The organism is Nostoc sp. CMAA1605, from assembly GCF_021596505.1.
GTDB lineage: Bacteria > Cyanobacteriota > Cyanobacteriia > Cyanobacteriales > Nostocaceae > Trichormus.
In genome coordinates this window covers 29,450-50,872 of the sequence record NZ_PJIZ01000026.1, presented here as the reverse complement: position 1 = coordinate 50,872, position 21,423 = coordinate 29,450, and the positions used below count along the sequence as shown (strand labels likewise).

Annotated in this window: 14 protein-coding genes; 6 read left to right on the top strand and 8 right to left on the bottom strand. The window is 41.5% G+C overall.

Features of this window, described 5'->3' with window-relative positions; genetic code table 11:
* Positions 1–278: 278 nt before the first annotated feature.
* Positions 279–1,178 (top strand): tRNA (adenosine(37)-N6)-dimethylallyltransferase MiaA, encoded by a 900-nt coding sequence (gene miaA, locus CV014_RS11775; RefSeq protein WP_236142201.1) that lies wholly within the window; start codon positions 279–281, stop codon positions 1,176–1,178.
* A gap of 217 nt (positions 1,179–1,395) precedes the next feature.
* Positions 1,396–3,162 carry an arginine--tRNA ligase gene (gene argS, locus CV014_RS11770; RefSeq protein WP_236142200.1) on the top strand — a complete coding sequence of 589 codons (1,767 nt, stop codon included), beginning with the start codon at positions 1,396–1,398 and terminating at the stop codon, positions 3,160–3,162.
* A 234-nt stretch (positions 3,163–3,396) separates the two neighbouring features.
* On the opposite strand, the gene CV014_RS11765 is transcribed toward argS, so the two are convergent.
* Both CV014_RS11765 and CV014_RS11760 read right to left on the bottom strand, forming a co-directional pair.
* A complete protein-coding gene (locus CV014_RS11765; RefSeq protein ID WP_236142199.1) occupies positions 3,397–4,077 on the bottom strand; it encodes an HAD family hydrolase in 681 nt (226 codons plus the stop codon).
* Between the two features lie 470 nt (positions 4,078–4,547).
* Complete coding sequence (locus CV014_RS11760) at positions 4,548–4,997, bottom strand: Hsp20/alpha crystallin family protein (RefSeq protein ID WP_236142198.1); 450 nt, start codon at positions 4,995–4,997, stop codon at positions 4,548–4,550.
* A gap of 491 nt (positions 4,998–5,488) precedes the next feature.
* Between CV014_RS11760 and CV014_RS11755 the strand changes: the two genes are divergently transcribed.
* Together CV014_RS11755 and CV014_RS11750 are read left to right on the top strand one after the other, a co-directional pair.
* Complete coding sequence (locus CV014_RS11755; RefSeq protein WP_236142197.1) at positions 5,489–5,809, top strand: DMT family transporter; 321 nt, start codon at positions 5,489–5,491, stop codon at positions 5,807–5,809.
* A gap of 538 nt (positions 5,810–6,347) precedes the next feature.
* Positions 6,348–11,477 carry an nSTAND1 domain-containing NTPase gene (locus tag CV014_RS11750; protein WP_236142196.1) on the top strand — a complete coding sequence of 1,710 codons (5,130 nt, stop codon included), beginning with the start codon at positions 6,348–6,350 and terminating at the stop codon, positions 11,475–11,477.
* A gap of 164 nt (positions 11,478–11,641) precedes the next feature.
* Here CV014_RS11750 and CV014_RS11745 read toward each other — a convergent pair whose 3' ends face one another.
* Both CV014_RS11745 and CV014_RS11740 read right to left on the bottom strand, forming a co-directional pair.
* Complete coding sequence (locus tag CV014_RS11745) at positions 11,642–11,845, bottom strand: chlorophyll a/b-binding protein (protein WP_236142195.1); 204 nt, start codon at positions 11,843–11,845, stop codon at positions 11,642–11,644.
* A 125-nt stretch (positions 11,846–11,970) separates the two neighbouring features.
* Complete coding sequence (locus CV014_RS11740; protein ID WP_236142194.1) at positions 11,971–12,177, bottom strand: chlorophyll a/b-binding protein; 207 nt, start codon at positions 12,175–12,177, stop codon at positions 11,971–11,973.
* A gap of 506 nt (positions 12,178–12,683) precedes the next feature.
* On the opposite strand from CV014_RS11740, the gene CV014_RS11735 reads away from it, so the two are divergent.
* The gene (locus CV014_RS11735) at positions 12,684–15,806 is read left to right on the top strand and encodes an MFS transporter (RefSeq protein WP_236142193.1); all 3,123 of its coding nucleotides are present in this window, start codon (positions 12,684–12,686) and stop codon (positions 15,804–15,806) included.
* A 261-nt stretch (positions 15,807–16,067) separates the two neighbouring features.
* Here the strand turns inward: CV014_RS11735 and CV014_RS11730 are convergent, their stop codons facing one another.
* A complete protein-coding gene (locus CV014_RS11730) occupies positions 16,068–18,596 on the bottom strand; it encodes a mannose-1-phosphate guanyltransferase (RefSeq protein WP_236142192.1) in 2,529 nt (842 codons plus the stop codon).
* A gap of 538 nt (positions 18,597–19,134) precedes the next feature.
* Here CV014_RS11730 and CV014_RS11725 point away from each other — a divergent pair.
* Positions 19,135–19,326, top strand: coding sequence for a hypothetical protein (locus CV014_RS11725; protein ID WP_236142191.1), 192 nt, complete (start codon positions 19,135–19,137; stop codon positions 19,324–19,326).
* Positions 19,327–19,453: 127 nt separating this feature from the next.
* Here the strand turns inward: CV014_RS11725 and CV014_RS11720 are convergent, their stop codons facing one another.
* From CV014_RS11720 to CV014_RS11710, 3 genes are all read right to left on the bottom strand, one after another.
* On the bottom strand, positions 19,454–19,867 hold the full coding sequence (locus CV014_RS11720) for a hypothetical protein (RefSeq protein ID WP_236142190.1): 414 nt from the start codon (positions 19,865–19,867) through the stop codon (positions 19,454–19,456).
* A 526-nt stretch (positions 19,868–20,393) separates the two neighbouring features.
* The gene (locus CV014_RS11715) at positions 20,394–20,663 is read right to left on the bottom strand and encodes a YciI family protein (RefSeq protein ID WP_103140240.1); all 270 of its coding nucleotides are present in this window, start codon (positions 20,661–20,663) and stop codon (positions 20,394–20,396) included.
* Between the two features lie 72 nt (positions 20,664–20,735).
* Positions 20,736–21,308 (bottom strand): Uma2 family endonuclease, encoded by a 573-nt coding sequence (locus CV014_RS11710; protein ID WP_236142189.1) that lies wholly within the window; start codon positions 21,306–21,308, stop codon positions 20,736–20,738.
* Positions 21,309–21,423 lie beyond the last annotated feature (115 nt).

Sequence of the window (21,423 nt, the reverse complement as noted above, 5' to 3'; positions counted from 1 at the left end):
AAGTTTTTTGAATTTATTCCTTGAATATTTCAAATTTCACAGATTTATAACATACACTAGGGGGTTTTGAGTAGAAAAGACAAAAAGCTTGTAGCGTCTGGTATGGGGAGTGGCAAAGGCTTCAAAATTTTAGCATAGTGCGGGGACTGGGGATTGGGGATTGGGGACTGGGTATAGGTGACAAGCTAGAAGTAATGAGTAATGAGTGATGAGTAATGAGTAATGAGTAATGACTAATGACTAATGACTAATGACTAATGACTAATGACTAATGACTAATGACTAAACTAATCGTAATTTGTGGTGCTACGGCGACGGGGAAATCTGGGTTGGCTTTGAATTTGGCGATGCGGTTGGGTTCTGTGATTCTCAGTGCTGATTCGCGTCAGGTTTATCGTGAGTTTAATATTGGGACTGCGAAACCGACTTTGACGGAACAAGAATTAGTTCCTCATTATTTAATAGATATCTGCGATCCCCAGGAAACAATGACGGTAGCAGACTATCAAGAACAGGCGCAAAATTTAATTAATTCTCTTGGTGTTTCTCCACTATTGTTGGTGGGGGGTACTGGCTTATATATTCGCTCTATTGTACAGGGGATGAAGATTCCTAAAGTGGCACCGAATTATGAATTGCGATCGCAGCTCGAATCCTTGGGACAAAATACACTCTACGGTATGTTGCAGCAAGTTGATCCCACAGCAGCTAAAAAAATTCATCCCCATGATCCTGTGCGGACTTTGCGAGCTTTAGAAGTATTTTATGTGACGGGAATTCCCATTTCTGAACAGCAAGGAGAAAATCCGCCGAATTATCCCATTTTGCAAATTGGACTAGATTGTGATGTGGAAAACTTAGCACAACGTATTGCTAAACGTACTGCACAAATGATACAAGATGGTTTAGTGGGAGAAGTTGAATATTTATGTCAAAAATATGGTGCTAATTTACCTTTATTAAATACTTTAGGCTATCAAGAAGTTAAACAATATTTAAATGGAGAAATTTCTTTAGATATAGCTAAAGAATTAACTATTTTACATACAAGGCAATTTGCTAAACGCCAACGGACTTGGTTTAGAGCTTATCCCCAAATTGAATGGTTTGATAATAATGATCCTAATTTATTGGATAATGTATTGCAGCGTGTAGAAAAATTTCTTACTTGTGATTGATTGACTAGTGTGCAATTCAATTCCCATATTTGGGTAAGTATTTGCAGTTAAAATAGCAAAGGTAAAGATGAAGATTGTAAGCTTCACTTTATCCATTTTTACTCAATCAAAACCACGACGCTGAAACCATTGCGGGATTTTAGAGTTAAAATAATCAAGCCTTGGAAGACAGTCCAGTAGGCAGCCCCTAGCCCCGTAAACAAATACAATTCATTATATGAACGCTACACAAGAACAACTAAAGGCAAAACTAGAACAGGCTTTGATGGCTGCTTTTGGCGATGAGTACGCCGGAGTAGATCCGATTTTAGTTCCTGCTAGTAATCCTAAGTTTGGTGATTATCAAGCTAACGTGGCTTTATCGCTGAGTAAAAAATTAGGACAGCAACCAAGGGCGATCGCCTCTGCTATTGTGGCAAAATTGGATGTCTCGGAAATTTGCGAAACCCCAGAAATCGCCGGGCCTGGTTTTATTAATCTCAAACTGAAAACAGCATACTTAGAAGCACAACTTAACTCTATTCACGCAGATTCTAGGCTTGGTGTTCCCACCGCTAAACACCCACAACGGGAAATTGTTGATTTTTCCAGTCCGAATATTGCGAAAGAAATGCACGTCGGACACTTACGTTCTACGATCATTGGTGATTGTATTGCGCGTATTTTGGAATTTCGTGGACATGATGTATTGCGGTTAAATCATGTGGGTGATTGGGGTACGCAATTTGGGATGTTAATTGCTTACCTGCGGGAAGTTTATCCTGAAGCATTAACTACTGCAAATGCTTTAGATATTGGTGATTTAGTGAGTTTTTACCGCCAAGCTAAACAACGGTTTGATGCAGATGAAGCCTTTCAAGAAACTGCACGCCAAGAAGTAGTGAGATTGCAAGCAGGCGCAGAAGATACGCTTCATGCTTGGAAATTATTGTGTGAACAATCACGCCAAGAATTTCAAGTAATTTATGATTTATTGAATATCAAATTAACTGAACGAGGGGAATCTTTTTATAACCCTTTACTTCCAGGAGTTCTAGTAGAGTTAGAAAAGTCTGGTTTATTAGTGGAAAATCAAGGCGCGAAATGCGTCTTTTTGGATGGATTTACCAACAGAGAAGGTGAACCTTTACCATTAATTGTAAAGAAATCAGACGGTGGTTATAACTACGCCACAACAGATTTAGCTGCACTACGTTACCGCATAGAAAAAGACGAAGCTAAACGAATTATTTACGTTACTGATGCTGGACAAGCCAATCACTTTGCTCAGTTTTTCCAAGTAGCACGCAAAGCTGGATGGATTCCCGATGATGTGGAATTAGTTCATGTTCCCTTTGGTTTAGTATTAGGTGAAGACGGCAAGAAATTTAAAACCCGTTCTGGTGATACTGTAAGATTGCGGGATTTATTAGATGAAGCTGTGACTCGCGCGCGTACTGATTTAGAAGTAAGATTAAAAGCAGAAGAGCGGGAAGAAACAGCCGAATTTATTGACACAGTAGCTGGGGTAGTTGGTATTAGTGCAGTGAAATATGCTGATTTAAGCCAAAACCGTACTAGCAACTATGTTTTCAGCTTTGATAAAATGCTGGATCTCAAAGGCAATACCGCCCCTTATATGTTGTATGCTTATGCTCGGATTCAAGGTATTAGCCGCAAAGGTGAAATTAACTTTGCAGAGTTAGGAAGCAATGCCAAGGTAATATTACAACATGAAACAGAATTTGCTCTAGCGAAATTCTTGTTGCAATTAGGTGAAGTGATTAGCACTGTGGAAGAAGATTTACTCCCTAATCGTTTATGTGAGTATCTTTATGAGCTAAGTAAAAAGTTTAATGTGTTTTATGACCGCAATCAAGGAGTACCTGTATTAAATGCAGAAGAACCACTGCGGACATCCCGCTTAGTGTTGTGTGATTTGACAGCCAGAACTTTGAAACTTGGTTTATCTTTGTTGGGGATTCAAGTATTAGAGAGAATGTAGGTTGAGAAAATGCGATCGCTTGCTGCTACATGGAGTATCTTTGCTCTAAACATTTTAGAATGAATCATGTAGAGCAGCGATCGCCTTTATTGATTAATCAATTTAGGGACTTCCAGAAAATAAATTATCCAAGTTCCGAGAGAAGACATTGTTATTTTTCCCCCTGCTCCCTGCCCCCTGCCCCTCCGCCTACACAGTGATAGTATATTTTTTAAGTTGGAAGTTCCTTATCCCTCATCCTCTGTTCCCAGTCCCTAACCCCTGTTCTAAGAACTCACAGACTTGCTCTAATGAGTCTAAAACTTGGTAGGCTAAACATTTAATTTCTGGTGATGGTTTTTCTATATCGGGAATCATAATTGGGTACATTCCTGCGCTGAAAGCAGCTTCTATACCTACACATGAGTCCTCAAATACTAAGCACTCCACAGGTGCAATATTAATTCTGCGACTAGTTTCTAAATAGATATCTGGCGCAGGTTTCCCTTGAGCAACATCTTCACTGGTCACAATAGTAGTAAAGTATTGCAAAATACCTGCATTGGTAAGACGGCGGATAGTGCGATGACGGGATGTCCCTGTAGCTAAGGCAATAACTATACCAAAATTATTTAACCAACGCAGTAAATCTAATACACCTGCTTTTAATGGTAAACCTTCTTGAAGTTCTCGGCGATCGCCAATTTCAATTCGCTGTGCTGTCACTGACTCAAAGGGAAAACTACCCCCATATCGTTGTTTGAGAAATTTTTCCCGCCAAGATAAATCCCGCCCCACAAACTCAAAGTAAAAATCATCACTCATCAGATAGCCATGACTAGCTAAAGCTTGCTTCCAAGCCCAGCGAGCAATGCTTTCTGTGTCAAACAGTAACCCATCCATGTCAAAAATAGCAGCGCGGATATTCGGTAGCACACTTAATCCTCTATTTACACCTTGACAACACTTAATTACAGCAGATAGTGAGTGAGATACAACTTTTAAGAACAGAATTCATACCCCAAGAAGATTTAGATCCTGTTCTCTGTTCCTGCTATGAGTAGAACCACTGGAAAAAACCAAACTATGTTAAGCAATGTAACAATACTAGGATTCAGTTCGTAGTAAGGACTTTAGTCCTTTTCTGTTCGCGGAGCGTGTCGTAGACAGACGCTTGCGCGTAGCTTGCTTAAGAGTAGGGGTACACTACAAACTTTTAATTATTTACCATGTTCTACTTACAAAATTATGCTCTTCATAGGCAAAAATAACTTTTATGTCTATTTATCAGCAAATCCTAATTTAATTATGCACACCTATATTAAATCATTTAAGTACAAAAAGACCCCCGACTTTTTGAATTTGTCGGGGATCTTTGACTAAATATCTTCACCTATAAAATCTGATTAACCAACAGAATCTAGATTGATTTTAACAACCTTATTCTTTTCTTCTTCCGCTTTCGGTAAAGTCAAATGCAAAATACCATCTTTGTAATCGGCTTTGACATTAGTATTTTGAATGCGTGCAGGTAGAGGAATTACACGTTGGAATTTACCATAGTGGAATTCACTCTTAATTTTACCTTTCTCTTCAGTCTTGGTTTGAGATTTCCGTTCACCGCTAATATATACAGATTTGTCGGTGACTTGCAAATCAATATCTTTAGCTTCCACACCAGGAATTTCTAGTTTTAAGTAGACTGCATCATCTGTTTCTTGTAGTTCCGCAGCAGGAACTTTAGTTGCAGTCCGATCTAAAATTGTTGTGCTTAACATATCTTCGTCAAAAATGTGATTGAGTTGACGTTGGATGGTGTTCAATTCTTGTAAAGGATTCCAGTGAATAAGTGCCATATGTTTCACTCCTATGAGAATTAAGTTGGTGTTTAACGGAATGTTTATTGTTTGATTTGTTCTTATCTTATTCAGGAATACTGTAGGTGTAAATTCGGTTTTTATCACCTGTATCATGATGATTACCGAACTCATCTAAACGTTACGGTAAACCAGTTTTATCTTGTTCGGTAAACCCTACAAAGTTATAAAACCAAGTCGTATCTCTCTATATATAGAGATACGACTTGTTAACAGAAATAACAGTTATTAAGTAGCAGTCATAAACTGCTTACACAAGAAAACATAAAAAAGTCTTTCCCTTACACCCCTATACCCTTACACCACTAAACTCCTTTTTTAAGTCAGAGAAAATAGGGATTTACTGAGATATCATTAATTCATGTTTAATTAATTCTCTGTCATCTAAATAGCAGAACTACTTACTAAAACTTTCATACAGTAGAGATTGACGATAACAACGATATTCTTGTCAAAGATTCACAACACATATGTTAATTAATTGGATTTACTTAATGGCAGCAATATTGTTTGAAGTTTTAGGCACAACCTGCATGAAACTATCTGATGGCTTTAGAAACTTAATTCCTTCAATATTGATATTTGTATTTTATGGTTGTGGTTTTACTTTCTCTACTCTTTCCCTAGAGAAACTTGATGTGGGTGTAGCTTACTCAATTTGGTCGGGTTTAGGAACAATGTTAATCGCTGGCATTGGTATTATTTGGTTTCGTGAATCTATGTCACTCACCAAATTTATTTCTATCGCTTTAATTGTGATTGGTGTCATTGGGATTAATGCCAGCAAATAATACTAATTTTTACAATAAAAAACCTCATTCATCCCAAATTGAACGAGGTAATGAACAGAGGAAATCAACAAGAGTTTATCGATTTAAAGTGCATATTCAGCACTTTTAAGTAGCAAGCAACGCCTCAAACCATAGCAGCAGACTTAATCTAGTCTGGCTGCTTTTTTTGGAGAGCAACCAGGATATGCTGCGCTAGATTGAAACAAGCGATCGCTTAACTGCCAACACTCTATCAAAACCCATTTAATCTTTGTCGCCACTTTGACAAATTTTCTCGCTATAAAAATTCAACAATCTTTTTGTAGATATCACCAAAGATAGAAAATGTATAAAATTATTAAAGATTCCAGCAGTCTTGAGATATGAAGCTGTAATAAAATAACGAAACCTACCTGTTGATTACAGTTAACCAACACGCAACTAGTCATATCCAAGGGATTGGAGACTGGGTATTGGGGACTGGGGAGACAAGGAAGACAGGGGAGAGAAAACTAATAACTATTGACTATTGACTATTGACTAATAACTAATTAAAACAATGTCTCCATTCGGTATTGCTACCAGCCATCTTACTCACACCCTAGAAACAGGAGCAGCGAAGCTCTGGTTGTTGCTAGTGGGAGTCAACCAATACCAAGATGAGAGACTTCCCTCGCTGCGTTACTCGGCTGTTGACTGTCAAGGGTTGGCGGCGGCTTTAGCTGATGCGACACAAGGCTTTCCCCATAAACAAGAATGGGTTCATCACGATTTTTTCCCCCAACAGCCCCTATTATCTAAAGTCCGTGATAGTTTAAACCAAATCGTCAGCACAGCCCAACCACAAGACACCATATTATTTTATTTCTCCGGTCACGGAATGCTGGAACCAAACTCCCAACAGGCGATTTTGTGTCTAGCAGATACCCAAACTGATGATTTACTCCACACAGGTTTAAGGTTACAAGAACTTTTACAACTGTTAGGGAATAGTCAGGCACAAACTCAATTAGTTTGGCTGGATGCTTGTCATAGTGGTAGCCTCACCTTCAGAGGCGCAAGAGGCGACACTAGCCAGTCTGCTGTTCCTAACCCCACTCCCCAAATAGTGGAATTACTCCGCCATAGAGCCAAGCAAAGTAAAGGTTTTTACGCTCTACTATCCTGTGACACTAATCAACAGTCATGGGAATTCCCAGAATTGGGACACGGAGTATTTACCTATTATTTGATGCGGGGTTTACGGGGTGAGGCGGCGGATAGTCAAGGTTTAATTGATGCAGACGGGCTTTATCGTTATGTTTATCACCAAACTAAACAATATATAGAACAAACTAACCAGCAATTACGCTTAATTAACCAACAAAATCGCACCAGAGGCGACAACAAACTTTATTCAGAATACCCCCTACAAACGCCTAAACGCATTGTGGAAGGAGTAGGTGAGATTATTTTAGGGGTGAAACCTGCATTACTAGAAGTTGCTGACAGCCGACAAGCGTTAATTATAGAAGGATTAGCTACCAATCAGACTATTTTGGGGTTAAGTAAGCTATTGCAGGCTGTGGGTGGTTTTGAAATAGATTATTGGCCGCGCACTCATACCACCCAAGATTTACAGACGATAATTCAAACTTGTTTACACACAATAGAATCAGAAAAGCAAACTCAACCGCAAAGCTTAACCACGGTGCTGTTCTATTTGCGGGGACGTTTAGCTACCACGGAAGCGGGAGAACCGATGATAGTGCTGGGAGAAGATACCCGCTTGAGTCGTTCTTGGTTAAGACAACAACTCAGACGTTCTCCCTACAACCAACAAATCATTATTTTAGATGTGCTGACTGATAGTCAAGGAACTGTCAAAGATTGGGTAGAAGACCTACAACTGGGCTTTGAGCAAGGACAATGTATTATAGCGGCGGCTTCATCACCAGAAAACTCCGAACAATTTGCCCAAGCTTTATACTCTACTTTACAAGCAGCCCAAGCACAACCAAGTTTATCAGCTGCTAGCTGGATTAGCCAGTTGCAACAAATTTGGACAGCAAATTTACTCCCTTTACAGATTTGGCTATCTGGTACTCAGGGAGTGATTGAAATTATTCCCACCCATACAAGTCATAGGAATAATCAGACACCAGCTAGCATTGATTTAGGCATTTGTCCTTACTTTGGATTACAAGCCTTTACTGAAGAAGATGCACAGTATTTCTATGGAAGGGAAACCCTCACCCAACAACTTATAGCTGAGTTAGAGAAAAAATCCTTTCTGGGGATAGTCGGGGCTTCTGGGAGTGGAAAATCTTCTTTAGTACAGGCGGGTGTGATGGCGCAACTGCGTCGAGGTAAACAATTACTGGGAAGTCAAGATTGGTGGGTGAGAAGCTTTCGTCCTGGAAAACATCCTCTAGAAACTTTATCGCGCCGGATGGTAGATAGCGGAACTGAGCGAGAAAAAGCTTATCAGCAAATGCAGTTAGAGGGGATTTTATATCAAGGTGCGGAAGGATTCAGCCATTGGGTGCATCAGCGACCCGAACCAATGGTAGTTTTAGTAGTAGACCAATTTGAAGAATTATTCACCTTAGCAGCTAGCGAAGATCGGCAAAGATTTCTAGAAATTGTCTTGGGAACAGTCGAGAAAATCCCAGAGAAGTTTAAGTTAATTATTACCCTACGGGCTGATTTTATTGCTTCTTGTTTGGAAGTCACAAAATTAGCTCAATTATTACAAAAATCCAGTGTTTTATTACCACCTTGCTTAACTAAAGAAGAATATCGCCGGATTATTATTCATCCGGCGGAACAAGTGGGTTTAACTGTAGAACCGGAGTTAGTAGAGGTATTATTACAGGAATTAAATTACTCTCCTGGCTATTTACCATTATTGGAATTTGTTTTAGAACAATTATGGGAATATCGGGAAGGTGGTGTAATTACCTTACAGGCTTATCAGCAACACTTGGGTGGAATTAAAGGGGCGTTAGAAAAGAAAGCCCAAGCAGTTTATGAAAGTTTAGAACCGGAAGTGCAAGAATGTGCTAGATGGATTTTTTTAGCCCTGACTCAGTTAGGCGAAGGAACTGAAGATACTAGGCGACGGGTAGGAAAATCAGAGTTAGTAGTGAGTAAATATCCGGTGGCTTTGGTAGAGAGGACATTGCAGATATTGACGGCGGCTAAGTTGGTAGTGGTAAATGTGGAAGAGGGACAAGGGGGACAAGGTAGACAGGGGGGACAAGGGGAGGTTTCTACATTATTTAGTTCATCGCCTGTGACGATTGAGGTAGCCCATGAAATTATTATTCGTCACTGGTCAACGTTACGCTGGTGGTTGGAGGAAAATCGTAGTAGATTGCGATCGCTACGTCAAATTGCACAAGCTGCTAATCTCTGGGTACAAAATGACCGTCAAGCCGACTTTCTTTTACAAGGTGTACGGTTAGCAGAAGCGGAAGAAATTTATATCAATTACACCGATGAACTATCTTTAGATGTCCAAAATTTCATTGCGGCTGGTTTACAAGCTAGACGACAACAGCAACTCAAAGAACAAAATCGCCTCCGACAAGCACAACGGGCTGTAGCGATTATCAGCACCTTGGGGTTAACGGCTTTCGGTTTAGCTGTACTTGCTTACCAACAAACTCAAAAAGCCCAATTACAAGAAATTCAAGCCCTCAATTCCCTTGCAGCTAACTACTTGCTTTCTCATCAGCAATTAGAAGGGCTGTTAACCAGTGTCCAAGCAGGTAGGGAAGTACAGAAAATTAACCTGGGCTTTCCGCCAACAGTCCGCGGACAAACTGCAACTATCCTGCAACAAGCTGTCTACACTACCCAAGAACGCAACCGTTTACTGCATAATTCTTGGGTGACAAGCGTGAGTTTTTCCCCTGATGGGGAAGTTTTAGCCTCTGCTAGTGCAGATAACACAATTCATCTGTGGCGCAGTGATGGGAAGTTACTCAATACTCTTACAGGTCATAGTGATGGGGTCAATAGTGTAACCTTTTCCCCCGATGGTGAAATTTTGGCTTCCGCTAGTGCTGACGGTACAATCAAACTCTGGAATCGTAGCGGTAAATTACTCCATACCTTGCAAGGCCATACTCAAGCTGTTAATAGTGTGAGTTTTTCCCCAGATAGCCAAACTATAGTTTCTGGTAGTGCTGACAACACAGTGAAACTATGGAGTCGTGATGGTAGATTAATACTTTCTCTGCCTGGACATACTGGGGCTGTGAATGCTGTTAGCTTTTCGCCAGAGGGTGATACTATCGCCTCAGCTAGCGATGACGGAACTATGAAACTGTGGAGTATTGACGGACGGACATTAACAACTATACCCGCCCATACCAAGGAAGTAAACAGCATCAGTTTTAGTCCTGATGGTAAAACCATTGCGTCCGCTAGTGCAGACCACACAGTCAAACTCTGGAGTCGTGATGGTACTTTACTGAGAACCTTGGAAGGACATCAGGAAGGTGTGTGGCGAGTGATTTTTTCGCCCGACGGACAGATGATAGCAACTGCCGGTGCGGATAAAAAAATCATCCTCTGGTCGCGAGATGGGAGTATTTTAGGAACATTTTTAGGACATACTCACGAAGTTAACAGCCTCAGTTTCAGTCCAGATAATCGGGTTTTGGCTTCGGCTAGTGATGATAACACCGTCCGACTTTGGAATTTAAATAGAACCATACCCAAAACATTTTATGGACATAAGGGTAGTGTGAGTCATGTAAGTTTTATTAATAATGGTGATACGGTAATTTCTTTGAGTGCTGATAGCACCATGAAGTTTTGGAACTTAGACGGACAGATAACCAAAACCTTAATTTCACCCATTCCTGATGTTACCAGTGTGAGTTTTAGTGGCGATCGCAATTTAGTCGCCTTAGCTAGCAATAGTCAAGGTATTCAAATTCGCAACCAAGACGGGACTTTACTCCGCACTCTGCAAAGTCCTAACCATTGGGTAACGACGATGAGTTTTAGTCCAGACAATCAAATTCTCGCCTCTGGAAGTGCAGATAAAACAATTAAATTGTGGAGTGTGGACGGTCGTTTACTCCGTACTCTGTCTGGACATAACGGCTGGGTGACAGATATTAAATTTACTCCCGATGGGAAAAACATCATTTCCGCCAGTGCGGATAAAACCATCAAAATTTGGAATTTAGATGGTCAATTACTGCAAACGCTCAAAGGTCATAGTGCTAGCATCTGGAGTGTGGCGATTTCTGCTGATGGTAAAGTGATTGCTTCAGGTAGTCAAGATGCGACCGTAAAACTGTGGAGTATCGAAGGTCAGCTACTATACACCCTACAGGGACACACAGATTTAGTGTTGAATGTCAATTTTTCCCCCGATGGTAAAACTCTCGCTTCTGCTAGTGATGACGGCACTATTAAACTGTGGAATGTCACCAACGGAACTTTATTAACTACCTTGCAAGGACATCAAGGCAGTGTCAGGAGTGTGAATTTTAGTCCTAACGGTAAACTATTAGTCTCAGGAGGACAGGACACAACAGTTAAATTGTGGAATTTAGAAGGGATAGAACTGCAAACTTTAGATGTAGATCAATTACTCAATCGAGCCTGCGATCGCCTCAATGATTATCTCACTACTAACCCTAGTGTGACTCCTGAAAATTATCAGTTGTGTTTCGGAGAGTAGGGAGGTAGAGGCAGGGGGCAAATGAGGCAGGGGGGCAGGGGGCAGGGGGCAGGGGAAGAAACAAAATAATTTGAAGATTTAAAACATTAGAATTCCCCCTTCCCTAGTAGGGAAGGGGGTTAGGGGGTTAGGTCTAGCGTTACTTGATAACGTGAAAATTTGGCTTAATATCCAATCAAATGCAACACATCACGCAGAACACTATAACCTGCTAAATCCCAAAGTAAATAGGCGAGAAAACCAATCATTGCCAACCGGCCATTCCAAATTTCTGATTGGGGTGTCCAACCAAACAAAAATGCGTTGCGGTCTATACCGTTATAAGCATTAGCAACTGGTGGTAAATCTGTATTAGAACGAGTTTCCATTGTTGTCTCCTAACTATTTAATCTATCTAGACTGTTGTGATTACTAAATGCAGCAATAATGCAAAATTCATCACCAGATTCCAACTCAAAAAACCTGAGAAAATCTGACTGATTTTGAATTAGTATTAGTAACCAATTAGATGTAAAACATCACGCAGGACGCTATAACCTGCTAAATCCCACAATAAATAGGCGAGAAAGCCAATCATCGCTAACCGACCATTCCAGATTTCTGATTGGGGTGTCCAACCAAATAAAAAGGCGTTGCGATCGCGTCCGTTATACTCTGTAGCAATTGTTGGCAGATTACTACTGGAAGAACGTGTTTCCATTTTTTTACTCCAAACAATTTGTTACTTAACTTAACTTTAGCTAGCGATTATGTGATTGCTTTCCGTCAATAGATACAATCTCTGCACACTTCTTGCGGACGATTAGTGGCAGCATTTGTCTAGTATCAAATCCATCTTCTGGAGGTGATGGATATCATATTTGTAAATAAATATAAATTTTGGTATGTAACTGTAATAAAGCCAGTTAATTCCTAAAATAAATAATTACTGGAAAATTATCAAAAAATAACCTTTTTGTTCTGAAATATTCGGCTTTATTTAGTTATTTTTTCCCATTTATTGAAAATAACCCGACATAAGAAATAAACTTCTATCTCGCGTCAGATATGCTTTCAATCTTTAGGGAGATGATTTTAGCTGTTAATTTTCAGGATTCTAATAATAACCAAAAATGTAGCCAAACCCATAAAGACATACTTAAACCACCATTGCTACTCACAAACTAATTAACCAAATTTTCTAACCGACTAGTGCAAGGAAATACAATGTTTTTTCAAAGTACAGATATCATTACAACACTCTACAAGCCTCTATGGTGGGTGGCACAAGTCCCAATTGATCCTAATCCCTCTAGTGTGTCACCAGCGCAATTATCTTTGTTGACTTCGGGGCCACGCTTTTTTGTGGCTTTACTGTCGGGCGTAATTTTAGCCTTTGCTTTCCAATTGGTATTAACTAATCTCTCCGTTGCGGCGGGGATTTCTTATTTGGGTCGTCCCTCTGATTCTAGTGGTGATTCGGAGGGCAGTTTGGGCGGTACAATTCGCAAAATTGGCACGGCTGTGGGACTTTGGACATTGATTTCTGTCACCATTGCCTTATTAATCGCCTCATTTCTCTCCGTCAAATTAAGCCTTTTGGTATTTGACCCCAGACTAGGGGCAATTCTAGGCTTGGTCATTTGGGGCGCGTACTTTCTCTTATTAGTGTGGGTGAGTTCTACTACCGTCGGTTCATTAATTGGTTCGGTAGTGAATACCGCCACCTCTGGTTTTCAGGCGATTATGGGGACAGCTACCGCCGCCTTGGGTGCTAAAGCTGTGAATCAGCAAGTGGTCGCTACAGCTGAAGCCGCCGCCTCTGCGGTACGTCGAGAGTTAGGCAGTGCCATTGACCCCATCAGTATCAGAGAAAACATAGAAGATTATATTGAAAAGCTGCGTCCACCAGAATTAGACGTAACTCATATTCGTCGGGAATTTGAAAATTTACTCCAAGATCCACAACTCAGAGGCATTGCTGCTAGTTCTGACTTGCGTCATATTGACCGCCAAAAGTTTGTGGAGTTAGTTAGCAGTCGCACAGACTTATCCAAGCGAGATGTTAACCGCATTGCTGATAGTTTATACAGTGTTTGGCAACAGGTGATGGGTCAGCAACAACCGATGCAAGATAGCCTGAGTGAACTGGTGAACTATCTCAAAACTCTCCCAGCAGGACAAACTAAAACTGATGAACTCAATGCCAAACTCGACAGATTAATTGCAGAACTGCGTCCACCTAAAGGCGAGGAACAAAAGGCAGCCCCAGGAGGAATTCAAAGTACACTACAGCAGGGACTATCGGCCTTAACTGGGGTAGTTTTAGGACGGACTGATTTATCAGATTTAGATGTGGAAAAAATCTGGCAGGCTTTGACCACAGCTAAGGAAAAAGCTACAGCCCAAGCTGATAAATTGGGGCTACCCACACCTTCGAGACCCTACAGCCCCATTCGCGCTGATGTGGAAAACTATCTACACACCACCTATGCTTGGCAACTGAGTGAAGAAAGAATTGCCCAAGAATTTCGGGATGTGATCTACGACCCAGCCGCCGACCCTGGAACAGTGCGGCGGGAACTAGAAAGACTCTCTCGCCAAGATTTTGCGAGTATTCTTCAAGATAGGGGATTACTCACTCAAAGCCAAATTCAACATATTAGCGATCGCCTAGAAGCAGTCCGTCAAGAAGTATTATTACTAGTGACGGCGGAGGAAGAAAGGGAAATATCTCAGGACTTAGAACGGCGAGTCGAGAGTTATTTACTGGTGACAGCTAAGGCTGATTTGACCCCAGAGGGAATTGAACGGGATTTTAAACCCCTGATTACAGACCCTAATGCAGACTATGAAACCATTTCCAGACGGTTGGCGATTCTTGACCGTCACGAAATGCAAAAAATCTTGCTGCAACGCAATGATCTTCAGTTTTATGAAATTGAGAGCGTTTTGGATGAAATCGACAAACAACGCGATCGCGCTTTGATAGAATCCAAAAACTTGGGAGAACAAGCCAAATATCAAGCTGAAACTCTCTGGTTAAATATCGAATCATATCTGCGTAACACCGATAAAGCCGAGTTAAACCCTGATGCTATTCGGGCTGACCTGAAAACTTTACTCGCCGACCCCCAAGCAGGTATTGCCGCCATCCGCGCTAGGTTGTCTCGGTTTGACCGTGATACCTTAGTAACATTACTGAGTCAACGGCAAGATATCAGTGAGGAACAAGCACAGCAAATCATCAACACAGTAGAAGACTCTTGGCACAGCATTCGCCATACACCCCAAGCCGTAGTTGACAAAGCCAAAGCACAATATGATTCTGTAACTACCACCATTGCCGATTACTTACGTAACACAGGTAAAACAGAACTCAACCCCGAAGGGATTCAACGGGACTTAAATCGACTGTTTGAAAATCCCAGTGAGGGAGTTGTGGCTTTGCGGCGGCGGTTGTCGCAAGTAGACAGAGATACCTTAGTGAAATTATTGAGTCAGCGTCAAGACTTGAGTGAAGCCCAAGTAAATGAAGTCATTGACTCTGTGCAAACTTCCCTTCGCAATATCGTGCGCGCACCCCGTCGCCTTGCTACCCGCACCCAGCAAAGAGTCCAGAACTTTCAAACTTATCTGGAATCATATTTACGGTACACTGGCAAGGAAGAATTGAACCCAGAAGGCATCAAGCGGGATATACAATTACTTTTGCATGACCCATCTGTGGGGATGGAAAGTTTAAGCGATCGCTTGTCACATTTCGACCGTTCCACAATTATCGCCCTGTTGAAAATTCGCGAAGACCTCAGCGACCAAGAAGCAGCGCAAATTGCCGATAATATCATCGGTGTGCGTGATCAATTTGTGGAACAAGTGCGGAGTATTCAACGCCGGATTCAAGATGTGATTGACGGAATTTTTGCCAGAATTCGTAACTATCTCAATTCCTTAGAGCGTCCCGAACTCAACTATGATGGGATTAAACATGATATCCGTATAGTATTTGAAGACCCGCAGGCAGGATTTGAAGCCTTACGCGATCGCCTCTCATCCTTCAATCGTGAAACTCTCGTAGCCATCATGAGTTCCCGCGAAGATATTTCCGAAGCCGATGCCAATCGGATTATTGACCAAATTGAACGCGCCCGGAACACAGTCCTACAACGTGCTGAACGCCTACAACACGAAGCCCAACGCCGTTTAGAAGAAGTCAAACACCAAGCCCAAAGACAAGCCGAAGAAACCCGCAAAGCCGCCGCCTCCGCCGCTTGGTGGTTATTCGCCACAGCAGTAGTATCCGCTATTTTCTCAGCTTTCGGAGGCGCGATCGCTGTTGTCTGGATTTGACATCTATTCCCCCTAACCGCTTGCACGGTGTAGTGGAAGATTTCAATATCGCTAATGAACTACTCACCCCGACTTCGTTGAGGGGTGAGTAGTTCATTATTCATACCATTTCACGAAAAACCTGATACAGATGTAAACCCTGAAAGTTTTGCTGCATCTAAGTTTTTTAATTGCGTTAGCGTAGCGGGACGTTAGTCCATTGCGAATTGCGAATTGCGAATTGCGAATTGCGAATTGCGAATTGCGAATTGCGAATTGGTATCACACTTCCGCCGGGTGATATTCCTGCTGTCTTTCTACAAAGGTTTGCACCCGTGAACGATAATCCCTCACCGTCTCATCTACCCAATCACGTTCATTGCTGTTAGCATACAGATGTACTAAAGGTTCACTGGCATCTGGTAAAACTAATAGCCAACTGTCATCAAAGGGCTGCCGAATTTTCACGCCATCGATGAGTTCAAGGTTTTGGGCGGGGTGAGTTTCCACTAAGTAGCGCATCAATGCACCTTTAGCCGACCAAGGACAGCGTATGGTGTGGGTTTTGTGGATGACGCGGGGTAATTCTGATCTTACCGTAGCTAGCGATCGCTCCTGAATTGTCAGCATTTCGATAATCTTGGCAATGCAGAACATGGAATCAAAGCCTGGGTGCAAGTGCGGGAAGATAAAACCAGTGTCACCGCTACCACCCAACACCACATTAGAATTTTTCTGGCAAGCTTCCATTAAGGCTGTTGCATTGGCTTTGGTGCGAATTACCCGGCCATCATGACGACGGGCGACTTGTTCCACTGCACTCGATGAATGCACCGGTACAACTACCGTACCTCTGGGGTTAGAGGTGAGAATCATATCAACCATCAGTGCGGTTAACAGTTCACCGCGAATGGGGAAACCAGACTCATCAACTAAGATCAGTTGTTCGCCGTTGGCTGATACCTGCACCCCAAAGTTAGCTTTTAAGGCTTCCACCACATGACCCAACTGAGTTAATAATGCTTCTCTATCAGTTGTAGATACAGCATTTTTATTCAAGCTGGCATTAAGAACCACCGCATCAGCCCCAAATTTGTCTAACATTTGCGGTAGAACTGCCCCAGACACCGCATACACGTAATCAATTACCACCTTAGCCCGACTGTTGCGGAGGGTGGAAACGTGTAATAGTTTCTCAAAAGCTGTGCAGTAGAGGTCTATGACTTGGCTGGGGTAAGCGACATCACCAATTTCGTGGCTGAGGGCGCGGCGCATATCTTCTTTAAAGAAAGCCCCTTCGATTTTCTTTTCTTGGGCTTTGGAGATATTAATCCCTTTTCCATCCATGAATTCTATCAGGATGTAGTCTGGGCGATCGGGATGCACCCGCACATGAATTCCCCCGGCGATTTTCATGGTGGGAATGACTGTCCGCGCAATGGGAATAGCTGTAGAATCAAGGTTTTGGACATCTACACCCACTGACATTAACCCCGCAATTAATGACCTAGTAATCATGCGGGAAACGTTGCGTTGGTCACGGGAAACGGCTACTTTGGATTGGGGTTTTAAAGTTGAACCGTAAGCAGCCCCCAATTTCACCGCAAATTCTGGGGTAATGTCAATGTTGGCTAATCCTTGTACGCCCCGTTGACCAAATAAGTTACGTTGGGCAGTATTACCCCAAATTAAGTTAATGTTTAAGATTGCGCCGGATTCAATTTTTTTACTCGGCCAAACTCTGACACTGGGGCTAATTTGGGCTTCTTCGCCAATGGTGGACAAAGAACCAACCACCGCCGCTTCTAAGACATGGGCGCGACGATCTACACGGGTTCCACGGGAGATGACACAAGCACTCAATTGGGCTTCGTCACCAATGATTGCACCATTCCAAATAATGGGACGTTTGAGATTAGCATCTGCACCTATGGTGACATTATCCCCAATGATTGTTCCGGCTTCAATTTGCACTCTTGCACCAATGCGACAGTTACTCCCAATCATCGCCGGGGTTTCGATATGGGCTGAGGGGTCAATGTAGGTGTTTTGTCCTACCCATAAGCCGGAGGTTTCTTCTTTATAGGCGAAATCTAGTTTGACTTTTTCTTCTAAAGCATCGTATTGAGCTTCCCGATAGGCATCTAAGTGTCCGACATCACACCAGTAGCCTTGGGCGATGTAACCATACATTGGTTCATCTTTAGCTAACAGCAAGGGGAATAAATCTTTAGAAAAGTCGCATTCTGTATGGTCTGGGAGATATTCTAAAACTTCTGGTTCGAGAATATAAGTACCAGTGTTAACAGTATCAGAGAAAATTTCGCTAGTTGAAGGTTTCTCTAAAAAGCGTTTAATTTTACCTTCAGCATCTGTAATTACTACACCAAATTCAATGGGGTTAGGAACTCTGGTTAAGATTAAAGTTGCTTTTGATTGTTTTTGTTTATGAAAAGCGATCGCAGCTGTTAAATCAAAATCTGTGATACTATCGCCACTAATTACTAAAAAAGTTTCATCCAAAAGTTCGGCAATATTCTTTACACAACCTGCTGTCCCCAAAGGTTGGTCTTCTTCTACGGCGTAAGTCATTTGTACGCCAAAATCGCTGCCATCTTGAAAATAATCCCGCAAGACATCAGGTAAGTAATGCAGTGTGGCAATCACTTCTGTGATTTGATGTCTTTTGAGTAAATTGATAATATGTTCAGCGATCGGTCGATTGAGAATCGGCACCATCGGTTTTGGTAGATCGCAAGTTAACGGGCGAAGTCGCGTCCCTGAACCGCCTGCCATCAGCACTGCACGCATAAATCCTCCTTAACTTTTTGCAACTATTAGCTGCTTGTAAACCCGTGAGAGTGTATTGTGTTTTTATCCAGTTTCCTACAAACACTGATTGATAAGGAACTTCCGCTAGAAACATCTAGCAGGTAATAAGTATCAGTGCTGTTTGTATAGGGTTGGCGATACTTACGGTAGACTGTGCCTACCCTAAAAAATCAACCTTATACAACACTCGCTACTAAATGAAATTCCTACTACTCAGGTTTAATTATGTTAGCTACCAGCAGCTTACCAAGCAACCAGGCAGAAGGAAAAAGTAATATAGAAAGTCTTTAACACTGTGCTACAAAATACACACAGTAAAAGAGAAAACCCAAAAACAGAATATTTTGGTCTCTCTATTATGCCCTATGACGGCAGTTGCTCCACTTGGGGAGACCCCAAAACCGCACTGCTTCTCCCATACCCAATTCCAACCGTCTTCTGTATTAGAGATAGAATATTTACATAATGTAGTATGTTTTAGCTTGAGTGTAGTCACTAACTAACGGAGTTAATACCCATGCCTAAGTTAATTATTTTGGGTTTAATTGTAATTTATGTAGGTGGTGTTTGGAAGTTTTGGAACGGTTTCACCAGAACTAATTTCAACCAATCTTTTGCCAATCGCATCAGTTTAGCTTTGCTATGGCCGGTCTTATTTATAGCTAATAAATCTTATCGTAGTAACTTCAGAAAAGCTCTGAAGGGTTAAATTAGCAGGGTAATGATTTTCTAATTTCAGACCCTATCTTCCACAAGAAAATAGGGTCTGAAAATTGGATTATTCTATTTTAGTTACACAAAATCAACAATCAGTTTCAGTGTTGGTTGCAGGGAAATTATCGTCTAGGTCTATTGTTACGCCAGATATGCACTGCTGTACCTGCGGCTGCACCGTTGACAGCATTATTTAGTGGTTTGTTGCATCGACCTCTACCACCAATTACTACTCCTGTCAATGTACTAGCACCAGCACCAACGGCAATATCTTGGCCTACATTACGACGACGGGGATTATTTCTTAAACCATTAGCACCATTTACCGCCGCACCGGCTGCTGCACCCTTAGCCGCATTTCTAACTACATTACAGCCCGTCAACAGTCCGGTAACTGCACCAGCACCAGCACCAACTAGGGTATCTTCTACAATTCTTCTATCAGCAGCAGCAGGCTGTGCTGGTAGTAAAGTCAGACTGGCTAAACTTGCAGCCATGAAGCTGGGTAAAAATGCACGTTTGAGGGTTTTTTTCATAAGTCTCACCTTGTGGGAACACCTACATTTACAGCAAAATCATGCTTTTGCCATTGCAGATGTATATAGATGTTGTTATTCAGAGTATAGACAACTGCGACTATTTTAATGTAGTCACTATATCTCATCATTGCAATTACAAAATAGCAATTTCATCTACTAAAAGCCAGAGTTTTTTAATATTTATTAAAAGAATATTCTTTGATGATTTTAAGCACATCCTGAAAAATGTATATTTTGCTGGGGTTTGAGCAATACTTAACTCTTAATTCTGTGTTAATTTGACGGTTCGGCGCAAAATCATATTAACAAGTGGACAGTAGTAAAACTGGCACATAAAAAGATATTTTATGCGCCGACACTATACCAATTATCCAAAATTAAGCAACAGATGCAAAGCTTGAAACCCATATAGTATCTGACTTTCTTAATTGTGAATTGCGAATTGCGTTAGCGTAGCGGGACGTTAGTCCATTGCGAATTGCGAATTGCGAATTGCGAATTGGTATTATGAGTTGTAGCAGCTTTAAAAAGCTTGAATCCACTCTTTTACTGAGTATTCAGTCCAAATACCATTTTGCCAGTAGGGATCATTTTCGACTAATTGGCGTACAGTAGCTTCGTCTTCTGCTTCGTAAAGAGCAAAAACTTTGGTGACATCTTTGGTAGGGCCAATTGTAATTAGCACACCAGATTCTTTTTGTTTAGCTAAACCGGCTAGATGTGCATCACGATAAGGTGCGCGTTTTTCGAGAACGTCTTCGCAGTAAGAACCCCACATAACATATTTGGGCATGATGTCTTTAGATTGATTAACTACCTGTTGTCATCTTATGGGAAAACGGTATTTGCGCGAATAAGCTATTTTTTATGTATTGCTTTTCCTTGGTTTTAGCCAGGCAAAAATCTGTGTAACAGTTAAATTCAATTCTAAAAATTCCGGTACAGGTAATACTTCATCGCCAGTCATTTCTATAGGTTGTTGTCCTGGCAAAAAGACTAACACCAAACGTTCATCTGGATCTATTAACCAGCCTAATTTAGTGCCGTGTTTTAAACAGTGGAGAATATTTGTAATTACCTTGGTGGTATTTTGTTCTGGGGAGAGAATTTCAATTGTCCAGTCAGGATAAATTCCAAAGGTATTTTCAATTTCCCCGTTCACATCAAAGGGAATTCGTTCCCAAGCAAATACGCTAACATCTGGCACTATCGAACGTCCACCAAACGTACAACGTAATTCTGGGAAGGCTAGGGCAATTTCTTGTTCTTCAGTTGCTTGGTTAACTGCATTACAAAGTTTTAGTTGTAGGCGGGAGTGTTTGCCTTGTGGCATTGGTTTCTGGTAGATACGACCATCTATAAATTCACTAGCAGGTTTAGTTTCTGGTAGTTTAAGGAACTCTACTAATGAGATTGATTTTTGCAGCGCGGTTGACATAGCTGTGCCAATGCCATATTTAGTTAAAATCCTAGCATTTTTCAGTTTTGGATTTTTTGGGTGTGCCTATTATATCCCTGTGCTGCAACGGGCTACAATTTTGGGGGATGAGGAA